The 24221-nt window shown below is 41.2% G+C and carries 30 protein-coding genes, 1 tRNA gene and 4 pseudogenes; 22 read left to right on the top strand and 13 right to left on the bottom strand.

Annotated features, from left to right (window positions below):
• Positions 1 to 70: 70 nt before the first annotated feature.
• Positions 71 to 430: an HNH endonuclease gene (locus tag ArsFIN_RS06350; RefSeq protein ID WP_135677546.1), complete on the bottom strand. Its 360-nt coding sequence runs from the start codon at positions 428 to 430 to the stop codon at positions 71 to 73.
• A gap of 8 nt (positions 431 to 438) precedes the next feature.
• Entirely contained in the window at positions 439 to 891 is a 453-nt protein-coding gene (locus ArsFIN_RS06345; RefSeq protein WP_135677582.1) for a hypothetical protein, read from the bottom strand.
• Between the two features lie 129 nt (positions 892 to 1020).
• On the opposite strand from ArsFIN_RS06345, the gene ArsFIN_RS06340 reads away from it, so the two are divergent.
• Positions 1021 to 1416, top strand: a complete 396-nt coding sequence (locus tag ArsFIN_RS06340) for a hypothetical protein (RefSeq protein WP_135677581.1) — start codon at positions 1021 to 1023, stop codon at positions 1414 to 1416.
• A 7-nt stretch (positions 1417 to 1423) separates the two neighbouring features.
• Here ArsFIN_RS06340 and ArsFIN_RS06335 read toward each other — a convergent pair whose 3' ends face one another.
• The 7 genes from ArsFIN_RS06335 to ArsFIN_RS06305 all read right to left on the bottom strand — a co-directional run bounded on the left by ArsFIN_RS06335 (position 1424) and on the right by ArsFIN_RS06305 (position 6619).
• Positions 1424 to 1876 (bottom strand): lysis protein, encoded by a 453-nt coding sequence (locus ArsFIN_RS06335; RefSeq protein WP_135677580.1) that lies wholly within the window; start codon positions 1874 to 1876, stop codon positions 1424 to 1426.
• Complete coding sequence (locus ArsFIN_RS06330) at positions 1846 to 2328, bottom strand: lysozyme (protein ID WP_135677579.1); 483 nt, start codon at positions 2326 to 2328, stop codon at positions 1846 to 1848. The genes ArsFIN_RS06335 and ArsFIN_RS06330 overlap by 31 nt, the downstream gene beginning before the upstream one ends.
• Entirely contained in the window at positions 2288 to 2530 is a 243-nt protein-coding gene (locus ArsFIN_RS06325) for a phage holin family protein (RefSeq protein WP_135677578.1), read from the bottom strand. The genes ArsFIN_RS06330 and ArsFIN_RS06325 overlap by 41 nt, the downstream gene beginning before the upstream one ends.
• A 372-nt stretch (positions 2531 to 2902) precedes the next feature.
• Positions 2903 to 3139, bottom strand: coding sequence for a hypothetical protein (locus ArsFIN_RS06320; RefSeq protein ID WP_034250608.1), 237 nt, complete (start codon positions 3137 to 3139; stop codon positions 2903 to 2905).
• A gap of 242 nt (positions 3140 to 3381) precedes the next feature.
• Positions 3382 to 3813: an antiterminator Q family protein gene (locus tag ArsFIN_RS06315; RefSeq protein ID WP_210409071.1), complete on the bottom strand. Its 432-nt coding sequence runs from the start codon at positions 3811 to 3813 to the stop codon at positions 3382 to 3384.
• A gap of 209 nt (positions 3814 to 4022) precedes the next feature.
• Positions 4023 to 6281 carry a virulence-associated E family protein gene (locus tag ArsFIN_RS06310; RefSeq protein ID WP_135677576.1) on the bottom strand — a complete coding sequence of 753 codons (2259 nt, stop codon included), beginning with the start codon at positions 6279 to 6281 and terminating at the stop codon, positions 4023 to 4025.
• Positions 6282 to 6355: 74 nt separating this feature from the next.
• Positions 6356 to 6619, bottom strand: coding sequence for a Cro/CI family transcriptional regulator (locus tag ArsFIN_RS06305; protein WP_081700730.1), 264 nt, complete (start codon positions 6617 to 6619; stop codon positions 6356 to 6358).
• A 136-nt stretch (positions 6620 to 6755) separates the two neighbouring features.
• Between ArsFIN_RS06305 and ArsFIN_RS06300 the strand changes: the two genes are divergently transcribed.
• The 3 genes from ArsFIN_RS06300 to ArsFIN_RS28145 all read left to right on the top strand — a co-directional run bounded on the left by ArsFIN_RS06300 (position 6756) and on the right by ArsFIN_RS28145 (position 8140).
• On the top strand, positions 6756 to 7163 hold the full coding sequence (locus ArsFIN_RS06300) for a helix-turn-helix domain-containing protein (protein ID WP_034250518.1): 408 nt from the start codon (positions 6756 to 6758) through the stop codon (positions 7161 to 7163).
• Between the two features lie 407 nt (positions 7164 to 7570).
• Positions 7571 to 7816: a hypothetical protein gene (locus tag ArsFIN_RS06295; RefSeq protein WP_135677575.1), complete on the top strand. Its 246-nt coding sequence runs from the start codon at positions 7571 to 7573 to the stop codon at positions 7814 to 7816.
• Between the two features lie 198 nt (positions 7817 to 8014).
• Positions 8015 to 8140 (top strand): hypothetical protein, encoded by a 126-nt coding sequence (locus ArsFIN_RS28145; RefSeq protein ID WP_276489381.1) that lies wholly within the window; start codon positions 8015 to 8017, stop codon positions 8138 to 8140.
• 126 nt (positions 8141 to 8266) lie between these two features.
• Here the strand turns inward: ArsFIN_RS28145 and ArsFIN_RS06290 are convergent, their stop codons facing one another.
• On the bottom strand, positions 8267 to 8779 hold the full coding sequence (locus ArsFIN_RS06290; protein WP_135677574.1) for a super-infection exclusion protein B: 513 nt from the start codon (positions 8777 to 8779) through the stop codon (positions 8267 to 8269).
• Positions 8780 to 8920: 141 nt separating this feature from the next.
• Between ArsFIN_RS06290 and ArsFIN_RS28140 the strand changes: the two genes are divergently transcribed.
• From ArsFIN_RS28140 to ArsFIN_RS06270, 5 genes and pseudogenes are all read left to right on the top strand, one after another.
• Positions 8921 to 9055, top strand: coding sequence for a hypothetical protein (locus ArsFIN_RS28140; protein WP_276489415.1), 135 nt, complete (start codon positions 8921 to 8923; stop codon positions 9053 to 9055).
• Positions 9056 to 9067: 12 nt separating this feature from the next.
• A complete protein-coding gene (locus ArsFIN_RS06285; RefSeq protein ID WP_135677573.1) occupies positions 9068 to 10012 on the top strand; it encodes a hypothetical protein in 945 nt (314 codons plus the stop codon).
• Positions 9984 to 11303 (top strand): annotated as a pseudogene (locus tag ArsFIN_RS06280) (DUF2800 domain-containing protein). Before ArsFIN_RS06285 ends, ArsFIN_RS06280 begins: the two are co-directional and overlap by 29 nt.
• Before the next feature lie 15 nt (positions 11304 to 11318).
• Complete coding sequence (locus ArsFIN_RS06275) at positions 11319 to 11873, top strand: DUF2815 family protein (protein WP_135677572.1); 555 nt, start codon at positions 11319 to 11321, stop codon at positions 11871 to 11873.
• 75 nt (positions 11874 to 11948) lie between these two features.
• A complete protein-coding gene (locus ArsFIN_RS06270) occupies positions 11949 to 12143 on the top strand; it encodes a hypothetical protein (protein WP_026824018.1) in 195 nt (64 codons plus the stop codon).
• Positions 12144 to 12145: 2 nt separating this feature from the next.
• Here the strand turns inward: ArsFIN_RS06270 and ArsFIN_RS06265 are convergent.
• Both ArsFIN_RS06265 and ArsFIN_RS06260 read right to left on the bottom strand, forming a co-directional pair.
• A tRNA-Lys gene (locus tag ArsFIN_RS06265) sits at positions 12146 to 12221 on the bottom strand.
• Positions 12222 to 12231: 10 nt separating this feature from the next.
• Positions 12232 to 12574: pseudogene (locus tag ArsFIN_RS06260) on the bottom strand (hypothetical protein).
• 288 nt (positions 12575 to 12862) lie between these two features.
• Between ArsFIN_RS06260 and ArsFIN_RS06255 the strand changes: the two are divergent.
• From ArsFIN_RS06255 to ArsFIN_RS06200, 13 genes and pseudogenes are all read left to right on the top strand, one after another.
• Positions 12863 to 13621, top strand: coding sequence for a BRO-N domain-containing protein (locus tag ArsFIN_RS06255; protein WP_026824058.1), 759 nt, complete (start codon positions 12863 to 12865; stop codon positions 13619 to 13621).
• A gap of 65 nt (positions 13622 to 13686) precedes the next feature.
• Positions 13687 to 14388: a hypothetical protein gene (locus tag ArsFIN_RS27230; protein WP_246067193.1), complete on the top strand. Its 702-nt coding sequence runs from the start codon at positions 13687 to 13689 to the stop codon at positions 14386 to 14388.
• Between the two features lie 12 nt (positions 14389 to 14400).
• Positions 14401 to 16466 (top strand): annotated as a pseudogene (locus ArsFIN_RS06245) (DNA polymerase).
• A 26-nt stretch (positions 16467 to 16492) separates the two neighbouring features.
• Positions 16493 to 16714, top strand: a complete 222-nt coding sequence (locus ArsFIN_RS06240; protein WP_135677571.1) for an ANR family transcriptional regulator — start codon at positions 16493 to 16495, stop codon at positions 16712 to 16714.
• Positions 16705 to 16986: a PDDEXK family nuclease gene (locus ArsFIN_RS06235; RefSeq protein WP_135677570.1), complete on the top strand. Its 282-nt coding sequence runs from the start codon at positions 16705 to 16707 to the stop codon at positions 16984 to 16986. Before ArsFIN_RS06240 ends, ArsFIN_RS06235 begins: the two co-directional genes overlap by 10 nt.
• An 88-nt stretch (positions 16987 to 17074) precedes the next feature.
• Positions 17075 to 17959 carry a DNA-processing protein DprA gene (locus tag ArsFIN_RS06230; RefSeq protein ID WP_026824038.1) on the top strand — a complete coding sequence of 295 codons (885 nt, stop codon included), beginning with the start codon at positions 17075 to 17077 and terminating at the stop codon, positions 17957 to 17959.
• The gene (locus ArsFIN_RS06225) at positions 17956 to 18600 is read left to right on the top strand and encodes a hypothetical protein (protein ID WP_034250355.1); all 645 of its coding nucleotides are present in this window, start codon (positions 17956 to 17958) and stop codon (positions 18598 to 18600) included. Before ArsFIN_RS06230 ends, ArsFIN_RS06225 begins: the two co-directional genes overlap by 4 nt.
• A 240-nt stretch (positions 18601 to 18840) precedes the next feature.
• On the top strand, positions 18841 to 19326 hold the full coding sequence (locus ArsFIN_RS06220) for a hypothetical protein (RefSeq protein WP_135677569.1): 486 nt from the start codon (positions 18841 to 18843) through the stop codon (positions 19324 to 19326).
• Between the two features lie 12 nt (positions 19327 to 19338).
• On the top strand, positions 19339 to 20193 hold the full coding sequence (locus tag ArsFIN_RS06215; RefSeq protein ID WP_135677568.1) for an ORF6N domain-containing protein: 855 nt from the start codon (positions 19339 to 19341) through the stop codon (positions 20191 to 20193).
• Positions 20165 to 21589 (top strand): DEAD/DEAH box helicase, encoded by a 1425-nt coding sequence (locus tag ArsFIN_RS06210; protein WP_246067195.1) that lies wholly within the window; start codon positions 20165 to 20167, stop codon positions 21587 to 21589. The genes ArsFIN_RS06215 and ArsFIN_RS06210 overlap by 29 nt, the downstream gene beginning before the upstream one ends.
• Before the next feature lie 209 nt (positions 21590 to 21798).
• Positions 21799 to 21975: a hypothetical protein gene (locus ArsFIN_RS26240; protein ID WP_167876666.1), complete on the top strand. Its 177-nt coding sequence runs from the start codon at positions 21799 to 21801 to the stop codon at positions 21973 to 21975.
• Positions 21976 to 21998: 23 nt separating this feature from the next.
• Entirely contained in the window at positions 21999 to 22244 is a 246-nt protein-coding gene (locus ArsFIN_RS06205; protein WP_135677567.1) for a hypothetical protein, read from the top strand.
• 219 nt (positions 22245 to 22463) lie between these two features.
• Positions 22464 to 22658, top strand: a complete 195-nt coding sequence (locus tag ArsFIN_RS06200) for a hypothetical protein (RefSeq protein ID WP_135677566.1) — start codon at positions 22464 to 22466, stop codon at positions 22656 to 22658.
• On the opposite strand, the pseudogene ArsFIN_RS06195 reads toward ArsFIN_RS06200, so the two are convergent.
• Positions 22624 to 23834: pseudogene (locus ArsFIN_RS06195) on the bottom strand (tyrosine-type recombinase/integrase). The gene ArsFIN_RS06200 and the pseudogene ArsFIN_RS06195 overlap by 35 nt on opposite strands.
• Positions 23835 to 24221: the final 387 nt, after the last annotated feature.

Raw genomic sequence — 24221 nt, 5'->3', positions numbered from 1 at the left:
GGTTTTCTAACCTGCGGTGGTGTAAAAAAAGGCAAATCGGCGGTTCCCAAAGGTAAAAGAGGGAGCGATTTTACCCGCCCCTCCCTCGCTTTTCTCTTGCGGTCTTCGTGCGATGGCATGGCCAACATAACGCTTGCAAGTTACTTTCTGCATCATTGCCGCCTGTTGCTTTTGCGAGAATATGGTCAACGGTGGTTGCGGTTATCAATCGCCCTTCAACTAAACATCCCTGACACAAAAATTTATCACGTTTTAATATTTTTTTACGGAGATGATCCCACTTTGTACCATAGCCACGCTGATGACGGCTTTTACCTTGTTGATAATCTTTCCAACTTTGGTTTCGATGTGCGTCACAGTACCCACTGCATTCAGTTGTTGTCTTGGCACAACCGGGTTTGCGACAGGCACGAGGAATACGTGGCGGCATAGTCCTCCTTAAGCATTCACTTCTTCTGCTGATTTTAAATATATATCAGGCGCATCAACTAGCATCTCATCAGTCACAATGAAAGAGGCCTTAACACGTGGAATTTCCTGCGGTTTACTCTCTATAACCGTCGATTCCTGATTAGAGAGTATCTTGCCATTAACGGTAAGTGCATAGCCTTTAAACACACCCCTAATAAACAGTTTTGATAATTTTATCGATGTCTCTTTTTCATCATTGATTTGTTTATCTCTTGCTTTTTTCGCGCCTTCTCGAGCACCTATATTACAAGCCTCTTGTACTGCCATTTGCAAACTGGCTGGATATGTTTTCTCTTCGTTAATTGACCCCATTTGTTGCATCAAATTAGCAATACGTTCCAAGCGATCTTCTAATTTAATGAGATCACTATCATCAGCCTTTATTCTTACTCTAATTTCTGGTGCATTTTTTTCAGACATAGCTCACCTATTTCAAATTAATGGTAATCTTTAATAATTATTTCCAACTGAATGGTGGCCAACCTGTTAAACCCCACATAGCAAGCCAAAAATAAACGTAATTATTGGATAAAGGAGCCACCAATATTCATGAATGATTTGATAAAAATCCTGCAACTTTACTCACCTCTGATTAGTTTATTAACATTCTTTTTGGGCTTATATATTGGTAACAAACACGCCATAGGTAGAGATAAAAGACAAGAGTTTAATGAACGTGCTGAACCCATAATTGACTATTTTGATTATATGCAGTCATGGTTTGAACAACGGGGTTTTACTACTGCATTCCTCTTACCAGAATCTGCCATAACATGCTTAATGCGACGGTTATCTAAAAGACAACAGAAACGCTTCGAAGCTTTAATTTGTCAATATCAATCGACTTTTAATCAGCTCAAGCATGAAAAATCCAGAACGGATGAGGCATACAATTTATTATTAAAACAGGTGGCAGATATAAAACTATTTTTACGCTTAAAATAAATCAAAATTAACCACTACACTGTGTCTTGATGTACTGCTGTAAATATTCCGTCTGTTTTTCGTTCTCAATCATCATCTTTCTGAGACGGAAATAATCTTGTCGAGCTGCTTCGCTAAATTGTGAGGTGGCTTCATCATATCGGCTCTTGGTGGTAACGATTTTGGATGTACGACACACGGCGTTGACGCGCAACCGCTGAGTGCCAGCGCGAACAGCATCATGCAGCTTATCCAGTTCAGCGTTGGCATTGTTCAGTTCCTCGGTGTGTTGAATATCGAGTTGGTGTAAAGCATCGATTTTTTGCTGTTGTAATTTCACCGCTTCAATTTGTGCGTGATATTGCTGTTTTAGTGTGTGGTATTGTGTTTTCAGATTTTTGTAGTTTGATAAGACAACGCTGAGATAAATCATCAATCCAACAATGATTATCAAGATGGGTGTGACAGGTCTCCATAACATATTACGCTCTCAATTTCCCGCCGGTTCATTAACCCTTTCCATTTTCTACCATCAACATGAACCCATCGTCTCATTTCATCACAAGCGCCTTTTCGGTCATCAGCGTTGAGCTTTTTGAGTAACGTGGATTTAGCGAAATTCCCCACGCCCACGTTGTATGCAAATGAGTAAAGGGCTGCCTGAGTGAGTGTATTGATACTGACCTTAATCAGTGGGTCAACGTAACGTTTTACCGCTTTTAAATCGTCATCAAGCCATTTATCGCAGTCTTTTTGCGTGTACGTCCGGTTACGCTCAATATCGTTGCCGGTATGCCCGTAGCAAACAGAAAGCACACCGCCACCGTCAAAATAGGGATTAAGTCTTAATCCTTCGAAATGCGTTATCATGCTTGAGGCCAGAAACAACGCACTACCGCCCGTTGCCATCACTATTTTTTTCGGTATCTTCATACTGACGCTCTTTGAGTTTGTACTCCCTTCGGCGGTAGTACACGTTGATTAAAAATGTCCCTATCGTGCAGCCGATACCCATCACTGCAACCCACTGGTCAAGGGTTAAAAAATCAAAAATCGTTGTTGTAACGCCACCGATGGTGGTCATAATGCCCCACAGATAGGCAGCAGGTGTTGAATATTTTTCAGACATGCGCATATACCCTCCCACTGAGGGTTCCATTGCTTTAAGTGATTGGTTGGATGACTTAAAAAGTTTAATTAATCCATGAGTTTTCTTGCCAATGCTCTACACTGTATTTCCGTTAGTGGAAACTCAATAATGTTATTTCCGCTATGCGATATTCGTACTAACTTCCCTGACTGCTTATCGTCTATAATGCTCAGTGCATAGATTGAGGGTTTGCATATGGTTAAACCCTCTTCGATTAAAATTGTCTTATTAATGAGGTCACTCATGGGAATATTCTCCTTGTGAGGGTTCTATTGCTTTGTTTTGAACAGGGAGCCAGCCGCCTTACTCGTTTTAATGATTGTTTGTGTGAGTATTGCGGTGGCTTATTTTTAAAGCTTATTCAGGTTTTTTGGCAGGTAACACCGCCCAATAAGCATAATCTCTTGGTTTAAAGGTGACATACTCACCGTTATCCCAGCCTTGGAAATAGAGGAACTTGCCGGCTGAGTCAAAAGTCCCGACTACCTGGTTATAGTAATCTGCACTGTTAACGATAAGATATTGACGGGGGTATTCTTTTGTACCAGGTTTGACGCTAGAGGGATGTAATTCAAGGTTTAATGTTTTAGTCATAAAATTTCTCTTTTTTGCTATTGTTATAAATTATCCAGTTCCTGGATATTGTTAATGACTCATCCCTAAAACAAAAAAAAACACCTCAATGGGTGCTATTTTTGCGTATTCAATTTGTGAGTATTGCGGTGGCGTAAAACAAAAAACCTCGCAAAAGCGAGGTGAGCAAAAAAAAATAATTAATCGAGGTTTTATTTATCAGCGTACATTTCTGCTGGACGCAAAAATTCATCATGGGCACTTTAGCATACCTTTTGCGGCCGCACTAGTGTTTGATAACCGTTTGTATGATATTTGTACAATATGTCGATATCTAATTGAATATCAAGGGTTTCTAGGCATCCTAGAACAAATCCTTCCGCAATTTGCATTCTTTTTCGCACCTCATCCTCGCGTACCGCAAACTTTCGCGCAATAGCACGCTTCGATATCCCCCTGATGTAATAATCCTCGATATAATTCAACTCTCTCGCCATCCCCACCGTGTTAAGGCGACTGACGCACACATCAATCACCAGCCCATCCGCATCACTGCACGATAAGCGATTTGCGCCTGTAAACGGCATGAGGCGACTAAAGCCGGAAGCCACTGACAGCCAGCTCACCGAGGCATACGGATTACCCGCACACCACCCGCCCCAGTGGAGTAGTATTTTCTCAATGTCTCTGCTCATGATCTTTTCGCTCCTGTTGTGAACGGCAATGTTTTTGGCACTCGTAGGTGTAACAACCGTAACGACCGTAACAACCTTTTTGTATTAATATCTTTAGGGACATATATTACTAACGCGCGTATTGATTTCAAAAAAGGTTGTTACGGTTGTTACACTAACTTTAACCTATTGATATTAAATAGATTAATAGTGTAACAACCTGACGGATTTTAGGTCGTTACAGGTCGTTGCAGGTTGTTACTCAGCTCCCAAACCCTGCAAACTTTTCCATCAACGCGACGCAAAATTTGTTTATACCCACAATTTAATAAAACATTGCCAATTCGCATTTGTTCCCTTCGCGATATATTTTTCGGTTCAAGGTTCAATGCTTCACGCAAAATATCCGCAGAACGTAAAAATTCCCGTGCCCGTGGTTTTTGGCCTGTCATTAAATCCGGTTCATCTAACCAACGCTCGATAATTTCCTGCCATGCATCTTTGATAAAATATTTTTCATGTACCTGATTAGCCAATTGCTCTGCTTCTTTAAATTGAATCCCTGTTTTGGTAAATAGCTCTCGCGCTTCCGCCCAAAACTGAATCACATCCTTTTTGATACCTTCTACATCCATTTTTCCAACTTCAACAGGCAGCCAACGACGATTACCGGTTTTATCGCCTAAAAATTCATCTTCATTTGTCGTACCAATACTCAATGAGCGTCTAGGAAACTGGGTGGCGAATTCTTTGAACTTGGGTATCCACTTTTCATGTGTCCGCGTGACAAAGGCTTTGATGGATTCCAGTTCTTTCGTATTCAGTCCGCGTAATTCGCTAATTTCTGCCACCAGACAACCGCGCATCTTACGCGCCAGATCATCATCTTTTTCAGCAAAGGAAATTTCAGTGAAAAAAGCCGGATCAGGGGATAACGCTGCCACGACAGAAGATTTTCCAGCACCTTGAGCACCTACTAGGATCGGCACCATATCCGCTTTGATACCGGGCTTTAACACGCGTCCCGCAAGGGCTGTCCACATATAGCGCGATACCGCACGCGTATAAGCACTATCCTCAGTGCCAAAATGGGTATGATAAAACTTTTCGATACGCGGTATACCGTCCCATTCGAGGCTTTTAAGCCATTCCATGGCGGAATCAAAAGGATTTTCATCCGCAGCCAGTAATACCACATCACGGATTAACTCACGTCCAACCGCTTTGAAGCCTCGTTTTTCCATTGTGATACGCAATCGGGAATAATCAGCATCAGTAAAGGTTTGCCATGCTTTAGTGCCAACAGGCGCAAACATGATCTCATCACGGAAAGTATCAAACCGAATTTCTACACCGACAAAATCAGGGCACATAACCGCTTTAGCCGCATTGTCAATGGTCGCTTCTATTTGGCCTGACGTTTTATTGCGTTTAAACGTAGGCCAGTTTGAATTTTCAGTAGGGTCTGTTAGATCTTCGAACTCATCAATTGTAGCAACCGCTGTTTTCAATCGCTCGGCACCGGGATTTACCCATCCTGCTTTTTGCGCTAAACTGAATATCGCTTGATAGCCTGTTCTTTCAGCACGTAGTTCAGGCCATTTGGCTTCGGCAGCGGATATGTCTCCTTTATCGACGGCAGAAGACCAATCAAGCCACATCTTTTTAGCTTCATCTTCAAAGTGTGTGTCTTTAAACCAGGCGAGGCGATTGCCCATATCCACCCATGAAGGGTAGTTCTCAGCCTGGTTTAACATTTTCGGATACCATAGTGCGGATCGTAAATCTTCAAACGTCTGGTCATTAATATTTTGCAAATCGACTAGACGGGTTAAATCGTCATTATCAGGCTTAGGGAGATCAACCCGCTCAATAACAGGCGTATTATCGGAGGCTAAAAGCGTATCAACATCAACCACTGTGCCTTCGAAACTTTCATACTTTGCCCCTTCATGCGGTGCAAAAACCATATGCGAAGGCTCATAGACAGAGCGATCCCACTTAATCGCCAAATCGCTGAGCAATTCGAAACAATCCATCAACTCCTGCTCAATCCGTGGTCCTAGTTGTGCATACTCTAATGCAGTCACCTCACGGGATAACAAAAAACCAATACGCCAGCGTTGTTCACCCTGCGCAACAGGATGTTCATGGCTTGCGGTGGTATAGGCAAAACATTGATAAAATCCGAGAATGCCTGTAAGCATTTCCCACGCATCCAGGGTACACCCATCCATGTCAAGCCATAACACGCTGCGGTTACCCGCATTAAGTGCGTTACGCCCTTTCTTGGCATTTTTCATTGCACCCCAGATATAATTAAGGGCTTTTTTCTTTTTGTCGAAAATGGCTTTTGTATCAAAGGGACTAATATTAATACGTTTGGTTAATTTTTTGATCGCCTGCTGATACTCGGCAAAAGAGCCCGCAACAGCAGGACTCGGGCGCTGATCACTCACACTACGCCCGACAGAATAATTGATTTGCATGGGTTATTTGGCCTTTAAGGTTTTATGAATTAGTTTTTGGCGGATAGCCAAGATTGTTGCACATCCAAGATCCCTTAAAAATTTTCACATTTCGCCAGACCAATATTAGTTTCTTTATTGCAGTATTCAGTTTTACTAGATTTATTTTGGGTAAATGGAGATTTTATATATAGGGCTGGATCATAAGTTAGAGCTCCAGCGGTAATACGTTCTATTTGAAGCGCCCTTTTTTCAGGAATAATTTCATTCCAAGTACTGATAGATGCTCGGTTAATGTTTAATGTCCTTGCTAAAGCGGCCGCGCTATTAAAGTATTTAATCACATAACTTTTATACATAATCACCTCTAAATTGATGTTTAGCTGACTTAATGGCATATGTTAGGTTAAACTAACTTTTGTTAGCTTATCCTTACTATATAAGTTAACAAAAACGAAATCAACATTTGTTCATTTAATTTAACAAGAGGTGAATATGAAAACATTAGGAGAACGCATAAAAGCACGTCGTCAAGAATTGAAATTATCTCAGCGTGCTTTAGCGTCTATATTAGGTATAGCTCACGTTTCAATATCTCAATGGGAAAGAAATGAGTCTACACCGAAAGGAGAAAATCTGATGGCTCTTGCTAAAACATTACATTGCGAACCATCATGGCTCTTTGAAGAACAGGGAAATTTACCTATATCAGCGAGTGAACTACCGGAAGCACCAATAAAACTCTCCGATCTCCAAAAAACGTTATTAGATTTATTCGACGAATTACCCGATAGTGAACAAGAAGAATTAGTTGAATCGCTGAGAGAAAAAAAACAATATTACGACCAACTATTTGAACAGCTTGCTAAAAAGAGAATTCGAATCAATAGACAATCAAGATAAATATCATATCAAATTTACCCACCTAAAAAGCTGATATATCTTCTTCAGAGTTTTCGTTTTACATTTAATGGTAACTAATATTAACAAAAATAGTTGACAGCTATGTTATATAAAACTAACATTGAGTTATGTAAGAAATATGAACATCCGCTCCTTAACAATTTAGAAAGTCGGAACAGCACAGATTTTTCTGTATAGACCCCTGCGCATTAAATGCGATGTACCGCTAAACGCGATCCGATTGGCGAGAAGATTAGCACTGTTTCGTAAAGAATAACGGTCGTGAAAGGGCAACACTGACAGAGAAAGAAATGTAAACGCAAAAAACACTAATTATAGGTCATTTTGCGAAGTGGCCTATGGTGAGTGACGACAGTAATCTATCTCTACCATCTGAGGTTAAGAAAATGCAATCAACCCGTTCAAATAATCATTATGATGATGATGACTTCAAGCTGAAAAGTGAAGAGGATCAAACACAGGACTATGGCAATGAACCCTTTATTTACACAGCTAGCTTAAGTCTTGAAGCGTTAATTAAGTGGCTGAAAACAGAATTAGCCACCCTTTCTGACTTAAAAGAGCGACTATTTTATATTTCAGGATGTGCAGAACATTTTGAACAACAAATTATGCGTTTAGGGGGGGGTTAATGAGCGCCTTCCAAGATCACTTCGCCAAAGCCCAATGTCCAGTTTATTTTCAAGCGCCAATCAATACCAGTCGCAGCTTTGTTCAATGTTATTCCATTTACGTAGTTCCGGGCTTAATCCGGAAGATTTTCAGGGGTTAGGTATTTCTGAGAAGCCACTTACAGACGGTGATGACAGTTAAGCCGAGGATATAAATTCATGAATAAAAAACCTTATTTTTTCAACCCGAATTTAAGCAGTGAAGAACTTGAGGATTGGCTGGCTACGCAAAAAACCGCCTTAGCGCATTACAACAACCTATTAATATTTTGGAGTAACCGCTAATGGTTGATAAAAATAAGCACCTATCAATTAGGTTTTTTGATAGAGAATCGGTTAGCACTGTGTTTTTAGTTAGTGCTCATCTGCTTCAGGAGATTGAATGGCGGACTTTTCCCTCAATAAAATAACTTAAATATCTACAAACTTTAAAATATTTTTGTAATAGTTAGTTAGTTTGAAAAGCTGTTTCTCATCCCCAGTAAAAACCATCGGAGCATCAGGATAATCATAATAAGCGATTATGCCTTTTCTTATAAACCCTTTGACAGTTTCGTTTTGCGTTGGCAATTCAACAATCTCGCCAGACCTAACAATATGCTTAAGTAAATCAATTTCATCGTGTGTTAATGTATTTAATATTGCAGCCCTGTTTGGACATTCAATCAAATTCCTGAACCTTCGTTTAGTAAACACTGTCAGAAAACTAATTAATTGTGCAATAACATAACTCACAAGAAAGAAAACAAAATAAAGCCAGTAAGATGAAAAAATCTCTGGACTACTGGAATTAATCCAGTCTTTTATTGATGCGGGCGTGATGAATATTAACAACACAAAAATAATAAGCATATAAATCAGCCGATTTAGGGTTATTCCTTGCAGGAAGAAACGAACAAATTCCTGCCACCAAGTGTTGTTCATAGGCTTAATTTTCTCACTCTGTAAGGGTGAGATTATTTTAGCTTATTTCTCTCTGTAGGGGTACAAGAGAAACCACTGCTGCCTGACGCGCCAGAAATATCAGGCATACCCTATCTAGTCCATCCCATCGGAAAAACCACCATGCAAAAAGCAAAAATCCTGTCATCGGAGCGATTTCCGATGAACAACAACGTCCGGCGCATACGCTATGTACAAAAATTAGAAGCGCTAAAACGCAATGGCAATCACCAGTTCCCTGTCACTATATACCGTTGAGGTCAACGCATTATGCTTACCGCAAATAGCCCCCTGCTGGCAAGACTGGCAGAAAACCACACGCAAATGATCATGGCGCACAATCAACTGGCCGAAGCCCATAAAATGTTAATTAGTCAGTTGGTCGCACATACTGAACATGACCCGAGTGACCCAAATGAACCGACAAGGGCGAACAAACCAAAACCCTTCACACCGGACGTTAAGCCTCAACCTGTCGTGCCATCAGCTATGGTTGAGCCTCAAGAAGTGATTGAGCCTAAAATTACTATCGAAGTGCCCGCTAGCGCTGAAGACAAACCAACACCGGTTGTCGCCGAGAAAAAGGTTAAAACCCTTCGGGCAGAAACCAAACCTGCTAAAGCCGTTAAACCGATTGTTGAAACCCCTAAAGTAGCGCCTGAACCTGAACCTAAGCCCGAACCGGTTGATATTGAATCGCTTGATTTGCGTCACGTCGTCGCCCTATCCGTCTTGTTTGGTGACAAAGCGCTTAAACCTGACAGTACGCAAGTCGCTAAAGCCACCGCAACGCTTGCATCTGAGAAAGCAAATAGTGTTACCGGACAAATTGATGCACTTTATTGCGCCTTAAATGGATTACCTAAGGTGACATTTCTTCCCAAAGTTAAAATTTTTACGATATGCCTAAAAACGTTGGCTAATTGGGATAATCTCTTTGGCATTACCGATCGTCGCGAATTTGCCTTGTCATTAGTGCGTGAATTGCCTACACCGGCGGAAGTGAAATTGGTAGAAGCTGAAGACCCACGAACTAAGTCTTCAAAACTGATCACTGAATTGGCAAAAAAAGGCTATCGGAATGAAGTCGTTAAAATACTCGATGAATTCAACGCTAAAAGGCTAGGTGATATTCCTGATGACAATCTGGTTCAGTTTATCAAGAAAGCCCAACGCGTTTTAGCCGATGATAACGCAGAGGGTAGTGATGGCTGAACATGCAAAACTTTCCCCCTCCTCAGCACATAGATGGATGAGATGTAGCGCCAGTCTCGCAGTAGAAGCCACCTTACCCGATAAAACATCGCCATTTGCGGAATAAGGCAGCGCGGCGCATGCGTTAGCGGAAAGTATCCTAACAATGCGTCAAAACCCGTTTAGCGAAGGGTGTAGACGAACCTACGGTTTTGATGCAAAGGATTATATCGGCACATATCCCTTGTTGAAAGCTAATTCGCCACAAGTGGATGAAGAGATGATTGAACACGTCCAGACCTATGTTGATACCGTCTGGCAACTAGCGGACGGGAAAATCCTACAGGTTGAAGAACGGGTGGATTTTTCAGCGGTCATTGGCGTAGAGAATTCTTTTGGTACCGCCGATGCGATTATTATCAGCGAGGATGAGCTACAAATCCATGACCTAAAATACGGTAAAGGCGTTAAAGTGGATGCCCCGAACAACGAGCAGCTCATGCTTTATGCGCTGGGCGCTTTATATCAGTTTGACCTTGTTTATGATTTCAAAACGGTTCGGCTTTTCATCCATCAACCCAGGCTTAACCATCTGTCTGAATGGGCGCTATCGGTTGAGGATTTAAAAGAATTTGGCGAACAGGCTAAATCAGGCGCGAAAAAAGCCATGGAGATGGTAACCCTCGCCGAGCGCAACGGGCTTGATGCGCTACCGGATAGTGCGTTTTCACCGGGTATCAAGCAATGCCAGTTCTGCAAAGCAAAAGGCGGATTGTGTTTTGCTCAGGCGCAATTTATCCATAATGAAGTCAGAGGCGATTTTGTCGATTTAACTCAACCTTTGAACCCCCAACTAAGTGATGCTATCAAACGCATTACGCTGCTAACCCCTGCACAAATGGCAAAACTCTACCAGCATGTTGATTTGGTAGAGAACTTTTGTAAAGCCCTACGAAATCGGGTCGCCGAAACATTACACAACGGGCAATCAGTACCGGGCTTTAAACTGGTGACTGGCAAACAGGGTAATCGCACCTGGGGTGATGAGCGTGAAGCCGAAGCGCTGTTAAAAGGCGCCAAACTTAAACAGGAACAAATCTACCACAAGAAAATTATCAGTCCACCACAGGCTGAAAAATTGCTTAAAAAAGACAAACCGAGTCGCTGGGCAAAACTGGAAGCACTTATTGAACGAGCAGACGGTAAACCCGTCATCGCACCGGAATCTGACCCAAGACCTGCCATTATTACTAACCCCTTAAACGACTTTGACGATGTGACCGAAGCATCACTTGTTGATAAATCCATCTAATTAAAAGGTAACGTGATGAAAATCAAATTAAACAACGTACGTCTGGCTTTTCCTGATTTGTTTGAACCCTCTCAATTTAGTGGTCAGAGTGAATTTAAATACCGCGCCACTTTCCTTATCGCTAAAAGTCGTACTGACCTGATTGAGGAAATTAAAACCGGTATCAAACGTGTGATTGGGGAAAAATGGGGCGCCAAGGATATCGAAAAAATCTATAATAACATCTGCAATAATCCTAACCATTTTTGCTTACGCGATGGCGACAATAAAGAATACGACGGCTACGCCGGAAACCTGTATATCAGCGCCAGTAATAAATCCCGCCCATTAGTCATTGACCGCAATACCTCACCGTTAACCGCACAGGATGGTCGCCCCTACTCAGGCTGCTACGTTAACGCCACCATTGAGTTTTATGCCTATGACAATAATGGTAAAGGCGTTTCAGCGTCATTAAGAGGCGTTCAGTTTTTCCGGGATGGTGATGCATTTAGCGGTGGAAGTGTGGCCTCCGTTGACGAATTTGACGACCTGAGCATGGCTGAGGAAGAAGAGTTATTGGCAAGTTAACACCAGGGAAACTACCGCCGCCTGAGGTGGTGAAATAATCAGGCATCGCGCTATATTCCTTGAGGAGAGTTAAACATGAAATTAGATAATATGAGTGAAACCATTGCACTTACTAATCCCAGTAACAACCACCATTATCTGCTTAACCTGGAACAACCCGTTTACGCTGATGAGGAAACCAGAACATTAATCAATATGATCCAACTACTGGCAGAAGAAAACCAGTACCTGAGAAAAGAGAATAAACGATTGGCAAAAAGCCATCGGTAAAATGGTGGGCTATGCAGGACTCGAACCTGCGACCGATGGATTAAGAGTCCACTGCTCTACCCACTGAGCTAATAACCCATGATAGTAACTATAGTGCTGGCATCAAAAACGCTTTTACCACCAGAGAGAGGATACCTAAAATACCCGCGCCTAACATCCAGCGCATTAACTTTTGCTCAGCGCGAATGCCTGACATTTCCAGTTGTAAGTCTTTGCGAACTAGTGATATCTGTGAGTCTATTTTGGCATCAAGCTTATCGAATCTTGTATCTATTTCTTTACGAACATCCTCTAAATCTCTTTTGGTCGCTACATCAGCAACCTCATGTGACTTACGTACAGCAATAGAAATTGCTTTTGCTTTCTTTTGGCAAACCTGCATTCTCTAGTGTTTCGACAAACTCTTGTGTATCAAATGCAACTTGACCCATAGGGAATCCTCCTTTTTGGTAAGTATAACCTAACGATATCCATTGACGAAAGAAGAAATCATGCGCTATATTCTATATCAGGTGCTGAACACACCTTTTGATATAGCGGATACCGCTCCCGAAAGTAATGCGGTTTTTTTACGTCCATAGATTGTTATGGTCGGGTAGCGAACAGTATATACAACACCCTATTGGGGAAAACTGTTGGCCGTCTATATCCGGTGTTCAAGTACCCGACCGCCCATCCGAACAATGGGTGATATTGAACAATTGATATAGGATGTAAAAATGAATACTCAACTCAGATCATTTTATTTTAACAATATCTACGATGTGCGTGTTCAGATTATTAATTCTGAACCATGGTTCTGCCTTAATGATGTTTGTAAAGCTTTGACAGTCATAAACTCAAGTGATTTGCTTTCAAAACAGTTAGATAAAGCTGGGGTAGAAAAAATCTACCTTAGGTCAGATGGGCAGAGACGGCAATTTGCTTTTGTAAACGAACCTAATCTTTATCGTGTTATTTTCCGTAGCAATAAGCTGGAAGCAAAACAATTTCAGGATTGGGTGTTTAATGAAGTCCTTCCATCAATCCGCAAAACTGGCAAATATGAGCATCCTCAACCCCATCCAAAAGCCTCAGAGCGTTTTAGCCATTCAGACACCCGTAACCTGACACATTTAGTCTGGTGTATGACAAATGGTTTTCGATTTGAGCGTTCGTGGAGTAATGCGGTGTGGCTGGCGTTGCGCGAAGTAACTGGCACAGCATCACCAGAGCGTTTTCAGGTAGCGCATATCCCGTTAATGGCTGATGAGTGTCGCCGTATTTATTATATTACCGAGTCACTGCACCAAATTATCAACGACGCAGAAAAACAGGTTATCAAACGACTTTTACGTAAGCGTGAGAATATCGATACCGTTTTAGCGGAAATAAAACAGCTTTTTGAGCAATTCCACCATCAACAAATCGGGATAATCACTGCACGCACCGATCAGTGGTACGAAGGTGAGTTGACCCATTTCTTAGAACGCCACTAATTAATCTTAACGCCCCTTTTTATAGGGGCAATCTTTCATCAATTTCATTATTGAGGAATTTTTACATGCAAAATTTAATGAACACACAAAATGTCACTCTGTCCGGCGGTGAAAAAATTGACTCACAACAATTACTGAGCATGGTTAACGAAACACGAAAAGAACACGGCGAACCGCCGATCAGGAATAATAAATTTATTGAAAAAATTAAGGATGAGCTTGAAGGAGAGTACTACACAAAAAGTGTAGTGCAAAAAATGAACAACACAGAATCAGAAGTTATCGAAATGACGCTTAAACAAGCACTTCGTGTTGCCGCGCGTGAATCGAAAGCCGTTCGCCGCTCACTGATTGATAAATTGGAGCAGCAAAGTAAACCACAAAGCGCCAATGAAATTATTGCAGCAATGGCATTAGCGAACGTTGCACAGGAGCGTCGGTTAAAGAGTATCGAGCATCAGGTAGAGCAAGTCTCAGAAGAAATCGAACACATCAAACAAGGCACGATACCCACTGGTTTCCAAGGCTACAACTATTTGAAAACAAAATATGGCTTAAGCGATGCGAAATGTCGGCAGTTAGTAATGGCTTGGAATGTACCTTACAAAAAAGTGCCCCATGTAGCGCCAGGTGGCCAAATTACGCAAATGTCGGTGGTTGATGAAGCGGCATTTAAAAACGCGTTGGATAAGATGATGCTTGAGTCTGAGAAACGCGGCAGTCAGTGGTATCACCCTAAAATGGGGCGTTTTTCCGTTACCGCCTGATAAGGATAGATTATGCAAAATTTACTATTTTGCGATTTAGAAACCTACAGCGATATTCCGATTAATTGTGGCACACATCGCTATGCTGAAAATGCAGAAATATTACTTTTTGCGTATGCGTACAATCATGAACCCGTAAAGGTTTGGGATGTGACTGAAGATAAAACGATGCCAAAGGATTTAAAAGCCTACCTCGATGACCCTGAAATTTTAACCGTTTGGCATAATGGGGGGATGTTTGATACGGTGATTTTAAGCAAAGTGTTAAATATCGACTTACCCTTATCCCGCGTTCACGATACGCTGGTGCAAGCACTGGCACATTGCTTACCTGGCGCACTGGGTTCGCTTTGCGATATCTTCAACGTCAATAGCGATAAAGCCAAAGATAAAGAAGGTAAAGCGCTCATACAGCTATTTTGCAAACCGCGCCCTAAAAAACAGCAAAATACAACGCGCCACGGTGTTAACACATTTCGAAGAATGGCAACGTTTTAAGCAATACGCAGGTTCTGATATTTTAGCCATGCGTGAGATTTATCAGCATTTACCGCGTTGGAATATGAGTGTGGACGAAACCCAATTATGGCAGTTAGACCAAAAAGATTAATCGCCGTGGAATGGGTATGGACGTTGAGTTGGCCAAAAGCGCCTTAACCGCCGTTGAAAACGAGCAAAAGCGGTTATCAGCCGTCACCCGGCAATTAACGGATAACACCGTACAGTCCGCAACCCAACGTGATGCACTATTACAGCATATTGCCTCGGCATTTGGCATCACGTTACCGGATATGCAAGCCAGCACGCTACAGCGACGCGTTAATGACCCTGATATTCCACGGGCTTTACGTGAACTGCTGTCAGTCCGTCTGCAATCGTGCACAACCAGCACCAGTAAATATAAAGCGCTGTTGAAATCGGTGAGTGTAGATGGACGACTTCGAGGAACCAAACAGTTTTGTGGCGCTTCACGTACTGGACGATGGGCGGGGCGGATTTTTCAACCGGATAATCTCCCCAGACCCACGCTTGACCAAAAAACCATTGATGAGGGGGTTGAAGCGTTAAAAGCGGGTTGCGCCGAGCTGATTTGCGATGACATTATGCAACTGACCAGTTCTGCGCTTAGAGGATGTATTATTGCCCCGCAGGGTAAGAAGCTGGTTATTTCCGATTTATCCAATATTGAAGGTCGCATGTTGGCATGGCTGGCGGGCGAAAACTGGAAAGTCAAAGCTTTTAGCGAGTTCGATAACGGCAAAGGCGATGACCTCTATAAACTCGCCTATGCGCGCGCGTTTAATCTATTACCTAAAAACGTCACTAAAGCTCAACGACAAATCGGTAAGGTGATGGAGCTTGGATTAGGCTATGGCGGTGGGGTTGCGGCATTTTTGACATTTGCCCTCGCCTATGGCCTTGACTTAGCGGAACTGGCGGAAGCGGCATTACCTAACATCCCGCCTGACGTTAAACGAGAGGCGATACGCTGGTATCAAAAATCTGTTGAAACAGATAAAACTTATGGCCTGAGCGAAAAAGTCTTTGTTACCTGCGATGCCCTTAAGCGCATGTGGCGCAATGCCCATCCACAAACCGTATCATTCTGGTACGATATTGAAGACGCCGTAAAAAAGGCCATTCAATCACCTGAGATACCGTTTAAGTGCCGTAAACTTAACGTCCGGCGAAATAAAGGTTGGCTTAGGATTTGTCTACCATCAGGACGGAGTCTTTGTTACCCTTCTGCGCGAATAGAGAATGGACAGATTACCTACATGGGGACTAACCCCTACAGCCGTAAATGGGAAAGGCTAAAAACCTACGGGGGGAAAATTACAGAAAATATCTGTCAGGCCGCTGCACGCGATGTATTAGCCTATAACATGCCGCCTATTGAAAAGGCGGGTTATGAGATTGTCCTAACCGTCCACGATGAGATTATCAGCGAAGCGCCCGATACCCCACAATTTTCCGCTGAGGGGTTAAGCGCACTGTTAAGTGCCAAGCCTGACTGGGCTTTTGATTTACCGCTTAGTGCAGCGGGGTTTGAGACTTATCGCTATCGCAAGGAATAAATAATACACAGGATAAAATAAACATCATGGCCTTTAGAAAAAACGACAGCCCCCTTTATTTTAAGGCTGCACAGGACGCGGTACACCTTGAGCAGTCAGGGCAATACCATGAAGCAGCGCGCGCATGGGCACAGGCAAACCGATTGGCGCGCAATCGCAATAACCGTATCTGGAGTGAGAACCGCGCCGATTTTTGCATTATGCAAATAAAACGGGAAGACATAAAAAGGAAGTATCCATGCGGTTAATTAGGGAAGAGAGTATCGAAAAACATTTGGTGCGTGAAGTGCAAAAAATCGGTGGCATTGCCTATAAATTTGTTTCGCCTGGGCGACGAGGCGTACCTGACCGATTAGTCGCCCTGCCCAATGGCAACATTATTTTTGTGGAATGTAAAGCCCCAGGCGAAAAACCTACCCCCTACCAATTACGCGAACACGCACGGCTTTTTGCCCTAGGCCATCAGGTCATCGTACTGGACAGTCAGGATTTAAGCAGCATCTTACCTGTTGTGGATTGATACCTTAAAAACAATTTATTTCTTGTAGAATCCACATATTTTTATTATTTTTTAGTTAATTATTTTTGCATAAGGAGAGCAGTTACACATGCAGCTTAATTTCAGTTCGTTAGATTCTTTTGATCATGTCATATCTCCTTTTGAAGAAATGGCAGCTTATGAAGCTTTGTGGTCTGAAAATGGAGCTACATTCAGGTCTATTGCAGACAGATTTAGAAAATATCCTGATACCATTCCATCAAGAATGGTTACTGAGAATGTAAGAAAAGAATTTAAGGAGATCTTAAAAGATATTTTTGACCGATTTCAGGTTAAGCATTTTGGAATTAGAATACATGGAGCTAATGAATATCCCGAGAAATTAAGGGATGCTAAACATCCGATAGAAGTTTTTTATTATCAGGGATGGTGGGATCTAATAAATACTCGCAGCGTTGCAGTTGTTGGCTCTCGTAGGGTATCTGAAGAAGGTAAGAAAAGAACAAGAAAGCTTGTTAAATGCCTTATAGAAGATAATTTTACCATAGTTTCCGGTCTTGCTGAAGGTGTTGATACTGAGGCTCATAGAACAGCATTGGATGCTGGAGGGAATACTATAGCAGTTATTGGCACGCCGTTATCACATTTTTATCCAAAACAGAATATTGAGTTACAACAACGGATTAGAGAAAATTATTTATTGATCAGTCAGGTACCGTTCAAACGTTATCTAGATCAAGATTATCGTACTAATAGATTATTTTTTCCTGAGCGCAATGCTACTATGTCTGCTTTATCGGAAGCGACAATTATTGTAGAAGCATCCGATACGTCAGGAACTTTGACTCAAGCCAGAGCAGCTTTGGATCAGGGTAGAAAATTATTTATACTGGATAGCTGTTTCAAAAATAGTACAATATCTTGGCCTGAAAAATATGAAGCTCGTGGTGCAATTAGAGTTAAGAACTACCAAGATATTAAGGATAATCTGTGACATTTCTATTACAAAAGATAGATGAGCTTACTCTTGGTCATCATTTTCATTTAACTGAAGATGATATCTGTCTTTATTTTGGAGAGTATACAGCGGAAAAAGGATTTGCTTTCAGTAATACTAACAATTTGATTCTTAATTTAAAAAAGGATGTTTTAAAAAAAGATAAACCTGAATATAAATACAAGAAAAGAGCGATTAAACAAATAGCTTCTTTTTTATCTGAATATCGTGATTATTTGCTTAAATGTACAGTTGTACCTGTCCCACCATCTAGATGTAAATTAGATCCCAAATATGATGATAGATTAATTAACATCCTTGATGAATGTAAAAAAATAAATTCCACTGTTGACTTTAGAGAGCTAATAACACAAAGAGAAACCTTAACAGCATCACATAATTCTTCAAATAGACCATCTTGTGAAGAATTAGCAAATAATTATGAATTCCATGGCTCTTTAGCCAATGATATTAGATCTACTATAATTATTTTTGATGATATTTTAACCGCTGGTAGTCACTATAAGGCGATGAAAACCGTTATTAAGCAACATATTCCAGATGTTCAAATAATAGGGCTTTTTATCGCAAGAACGGTTAGAAATATTATTGATGATTTTGATGTTATAGATTTTTAATCAAATTTTATATTCAACGCCGATTTTCCCCTGAAGTTTTTTTTGTATCGATACCATGTTAGCGGAGATCAAACAGCTTTTTGAACATTTCCACCATCAACAAATCGGAATAATCACCGCACGCACCGATCACTGGTACGAAGGTGAATTGACCCATTTCTTAGAACGCCACTAATTAATCTTAACGCCCCTTTTTATAGGGGCAATTTTTCATCAATTTAACTATTGAGGAATTTTTATATGCAAGATTTAACCGATGAGCAAATTATTGAGAAATTGAAAAATATCGCCCCTGATTGCCCTAAATGGTTACTCGAGACTGAGCGCTTTAATAAAAATAAAAAACTCACAAAAACAGAACAAATGGAATTTGCAGAATATATGGTGAAAACAAAGCGAAGTATCTTTGCTTCCCGTTACCTTCTTTCTTGTTATGAACGCTTTGGTTTTAGTTCAAATGGTAACTACTTGTTCACATATCACAATGTTTCGATCGAATTAGACAGAGAGGTTATTGAAAACCTACTTGCCCATCAAATTGAAAATCCAATCATGCAAGAAAAGCCAGGTGAAGGATTTTTACCCGTCTGGTTTTTTTACAATGCTAACGATGCAAAAGAACAACAACAAGCAGATGAAAAATGGATACAAAACTTTATCGATGAAGTGATTATCGACGGTCTTAAGCTCTTTGTAACTCAACCTACATCATACACAACTCACTAGAGGACAATCACGATGAAAACTGAATTAATTACTATCGATTCAAATCAATTACCCGTTATTGAGTGGCAAAATGTTCGTGTTGTGACGACTGAAACTCTCGCTTCTGGTTATGGCACTGAAGCCTCAAATATCAGAATGAATTTATCTAATAATAAATCTCGTTTTATTGAAGGTATTCACTATTTCAATGTTACGGGGGAAGCGCTAGCACATTTGCGAGTAAATAATATTTACGCACAAATTTCGAACAAAGCACGGGCTATTACCTTATATACAGAAAAAGGCGCAGCTCGCATGTCAAAAATTGTTGATACCGATGAAGCCTGGTCTTTCTTTGAAAAAATGGAATCTGCTTACTTTAATCAAAAATTACTACCGAATGACCCAACAACTTTAGGCTTACCTAATTTCCTTGACCCTACTGAATCAGCAATCGCATGGGCTGCTCAGCATAAAAAAGTTCAATTATTAGGTGTACAGGTTCAACAACTTGAAACCGAAAACGATTGTCTTAAAAATCTCTTCAAAGAAGGTATGACCCCTACCCAATTTAGCAAAATGCTTAACGGGGTAAACAGTCAGCAGATAAATCATTTTCTGGCAGGACTTAAATGGCTCTATAACGAAAGTAAGTCCGGTAACAATTTACGCTGGCGTGTTGCCGCTACCGCTCGGGATAAATATTTAACCGAAAAGCAAAACGAAATAAGCCCTCATGGTGCGAATAGTTTCATTAGCTATCGCCCTGTTTTGCTGAGAAAGGGGGCACAGCGACTTTATGACCAGTATCTGGCTGACAAACTCCCCATGAAAAAGAACTGGAACGGATTACATACCCATGACAAAACTATCCAGATTGTCGCCTGAACAAAAGACAATCGCTAAAACCTTTGCCCCTCGACCTTACCAAAACCTCATTATCAATCACCTACTCGATATCAAACGCTCAAATGTATGGGCGGGAATGGGGATGGGCAAAACAGCAGCCACACTGACAGCTTTAGAAAATCTCTATCTTGCAGGCAGTGAAACCAAACCCACATTGGTATTAGCCCCTTTACGGGTAGCCCAATCCACCTGGCCGGATGAAGTGCTTAAATGGAACCATCTCCATAATATCGAAGTGCAACCCATCATTGGCCCCACCAAATCACGAATGGCAGCACTCAAAAATACCCATGCCAGCGTATTTACTATCAATTATGACAATCTCGTCTGGCTGGTTGACATCCTCGGAGAAAATTGGCCTTTTGGTACGATTATTGCCGATGAGAGCACTCGGTTAAAATCATTCCGGCTACGCAAAGGGGGTAAACGCACCGCAGCCCTTGCCAAAATCGCCCATAAATCGGTTCATCGATGGGTAAACCTAACAGGCACACCTTCACCCAATGGCCTGATGGACTTATGGGGGCAAGCGTGGTTTGTTGACCAGGGCGAACGGCTAGGCAGAACGCATAATGCGTTTACGTCTCGCTGGTTTAATCGTATCCAATTTCCTGGGCAACAATGGAGCAAATTTGAGCCTTTAGGATTTGCTAATCTACAAATTCAGGCAGCTCTCAGGGATGTCACCTTATCCCTTAACGCCGCTGACTGGTTTGATATCGAAGAGCCGATACACAACGTTATCAACATTACGTTACCTGTAAAAGCACGAGCGCACTATCAGGCGATGGAAAAAGAACTGTTTCTTGAGTTGGGCGATAGCGCTATCGAAGCGTTAAATGCTGCTGCCAAAACAATAAAATGTTTGCAAATTGCAGCAGGCGCTATTTATAGCGATGACAATCACAACTGGACAGAAATACACGATGCCAAAATCCAGGCGCTGGAAAGTATTGTCAATGAAGCCGGAGGAATGCCTGTACTGGTTGCTTACCACTGGAAACATGATCTTGAAAGACTGTTAAAAGCATTTCCAAAAGGCAAAATGTTAGACGCTAACCCACAAACCCTTACGGACTGGAATAATGGCAAAATCCCGATGCTCTTTGCCCATCCTGCAAGCTGTGGACACGGCTTAAATTTACAGGACGGCGGTAATATTCTGGTTTTTTTCTCCCACTGGTGGGACTTGGAGCAGTACCAGCAAATTATCGAACGTATCGGCCCCACCCGTCAAGCGCAAGCTGGACATAATCGTCCTGTCTTTGTCCACCATATAGTCGCTAAAGATACCCTCGATGAAGTGGTGATGGCGCGCCGTAATTCAAAACGGGCAATACAGGATTTATTACTGGAAGCGATGAGAAGGAAATAAAAAAATGCCAACTCAAACAAGTTGGCGACGACTTAAACCAGGAGAAAATGAGTTTAATCACGAAAAAACGTGAAAGGAATAAAAATTACCATCTGCAATAAGCATAGAAGAGAAATAAAGAATCAACCTTAAATTTACAAAAATTTATATATTAATATCAAATAGTTATCATTAGCATTACTATTCTCATTAACAATGGAGAATTCACCATGTGGATTTTAATCTTAGCCATGTACGCCAGCCCTTATGCCTCAAGTGACTTTGCAAGTGTTCATACTCAGGAATTCGACACTGAAAATATGTGCCAATTCGCCGCTAAACAATTTCAGCGTGAATTGGAAACTTTCAAAGATATAGATGCCAAAGCGATTTGCGTTAAGAAATAAGCTAATTTTACAAAGGTTCAACCATGAAACTTAACATCATCAAATTATTAATCACTACGTTACTTTTTATCAGCGCAGCGTTCGCCTTCGAACTCATTGTTGGTCAGATTGCCCATGCCGATGTCGTCATTGACCCGCAAATCAGGTTTAAACGTGGCGAATTAGGCAATATTCATTTAGGCGGACAAGAGCTACTAGTTATTGGCACTATCATAGTGCCAGCTCTTATGGTTTATTTGGGGGTATTTCTCGATACCTTGAAGAAGTAGCATAAAGAGAATAAGCATTATCCCACCTGAATTTTCCTACTCTAATTAGCAATATCGAAAGGTAAGCATTTAGCTATTAAAAAAGACCAGCACAAGGCTGGCCAACACCAGGGAAAATCACGTTGTGAATAGCAAACACACAACAAAGAAAATCGTAACAAAAAAATCAATCACTGTATATAAAAACAGGTGTAAAGATGTAATAAAGGAGAAAATCCTATGAATGAATCCCCTTTTGTCAAAACCAGTGAACTGGCAAAAAGGTATAGAGTGTCAACTCACACTATCAGACTGTGGGCGGGTAACGGATACCAACGGAGGGAAGGTTTTCCACGCCCTCGGTTTAGGTCTGATGAGCTTAATTTTGCCCGGCAGGATATTATGGATTGGGAGATGGGTAAACGATTTGATTAACTTTATTCCACCAGCGCTCATAAGCCTCTCGCTGCTCCTCTAGGTAGGTGTGCTTATCGTATACCTGCCAAACCCCCGGTAATTTATGTCCTAACATGATTTCAGCAACATGGGGTTGAGTTAACTCCGCAACCCCGTACGCATGGTTTTACGTAAATCGTGAATTGACCAGTGAGTATAGCTTTCAAATTTTAACGCCATTTTTTTGTTGAGATTGCTAATAAAACTAATATGCCCACTGACACACAAAGGTTTCCCTTCCGATACAATAAACAAATAATCGCTGCCATGACTTAATTTTTTAGCCGTTTTTATCAATTCCTCTGCCGCTGGAATAATAGGCCGGATAATGGGCTTTTTGCTTTTTCGCCCTGTTTTATGATTTTCAGGTGGCACTGTCCATATTCCTTTAGTGAAATCGAAATCGGCCATTTTCGCTTTTAGCAATTCCCCTATCCGGCAGCCAAACAACAACGCCAGTTTGATTATCAAGGCGTTTCTAGGGTTATAGTCTGGGGCATCAATTAACGCAAATAACACTCTGAGTTCTTCTTCACTTAATACCCTCTCGCCCTGTTGATTTATCACCCCCAAGTCCTGGGCGGTCACATCGATAAGCGGATTTAAACTGATGACTCCCCTACGTATCCCCCACCGATGCGCGGTTTTGGTATAAAGCAAGATCCGTGCTCCTATAGCCGGTTTTGCTTTTACCACCTCTTCAATTAGCGATAACCAGACATGCAAATGCGTTTCATCATGAGGCAAATTGCCTATCTTGGGGAAAACATAAATTTCAAATGACCGTAATATTTCACCCGCTTTTATCTGTGCATTTTTAAGCGATTTTTCCCACCAATCTCTGATAACCGACTCAACGGTTTGCGCATCAATCGACTGTTGCTTCCGAGTGCGTTTAACCACTTTAGGATTTCTATGCTGCTCCAATTCACCACGGTAAAAAAGCGCACTATCCCGCGCATCTTTTAAACTGATTGCCGGATACGTTCCAATATCTATCCGATCACCTTTCCCTTGCCAACGATAGCGATATTGAAAAATCACTTTACCTTTTGGTGTTACGCGAACTGATAACCCCTCTCTGTCTGATTTAGTCACCATTTTAGCTTGTGGCTTACCATTTACCGCTCTTAACCATGAATCACTTACCGCCATCTTTTTTTTCTCCTTGTGTCCAATCTTTTTATGATATTTCATGTACACCAATATGTACATAAATTTCATGACACAAGGATTATAATAGGTGACTAAAAACAGCTATTATATACTGAGATGGAAAATAAAAATGATATAAAACATAGTATTAATTATTAAATATCGACTATCGATGACGGTTAACGGCTATTGTTGATAGATATTTATTATTTGATACAAAAATAAATAATTTTTATATTTAAAAAATAATCATGTTTATAAATTAATTTAAACCTGTATTGACAAAGTAAATTTTCATTTAAAATAAAATCCCATAAATTTTAGATTTAATACTTATTAAAAAATTAAATTACCAATCCGCTATATTTAAAATATAATCTTCGATCA

Source organism: Arsenophonus nasoniae (genome assembly GCF_004768525.1).
In the GTDB taxonomy this organism is placed as follows: Bacteria; Pseudomonadota; Gammaproteobacteria; order Enterobacterales; family Enterobacteriaceae; genus Arsenophonus; species Arsenophonus nasoniae.
The sequence above is the reverse complement of the archived record's forward strand: the minus strand, read 5'-3'. Positions and strand labels throughout refer to the sequence as shown.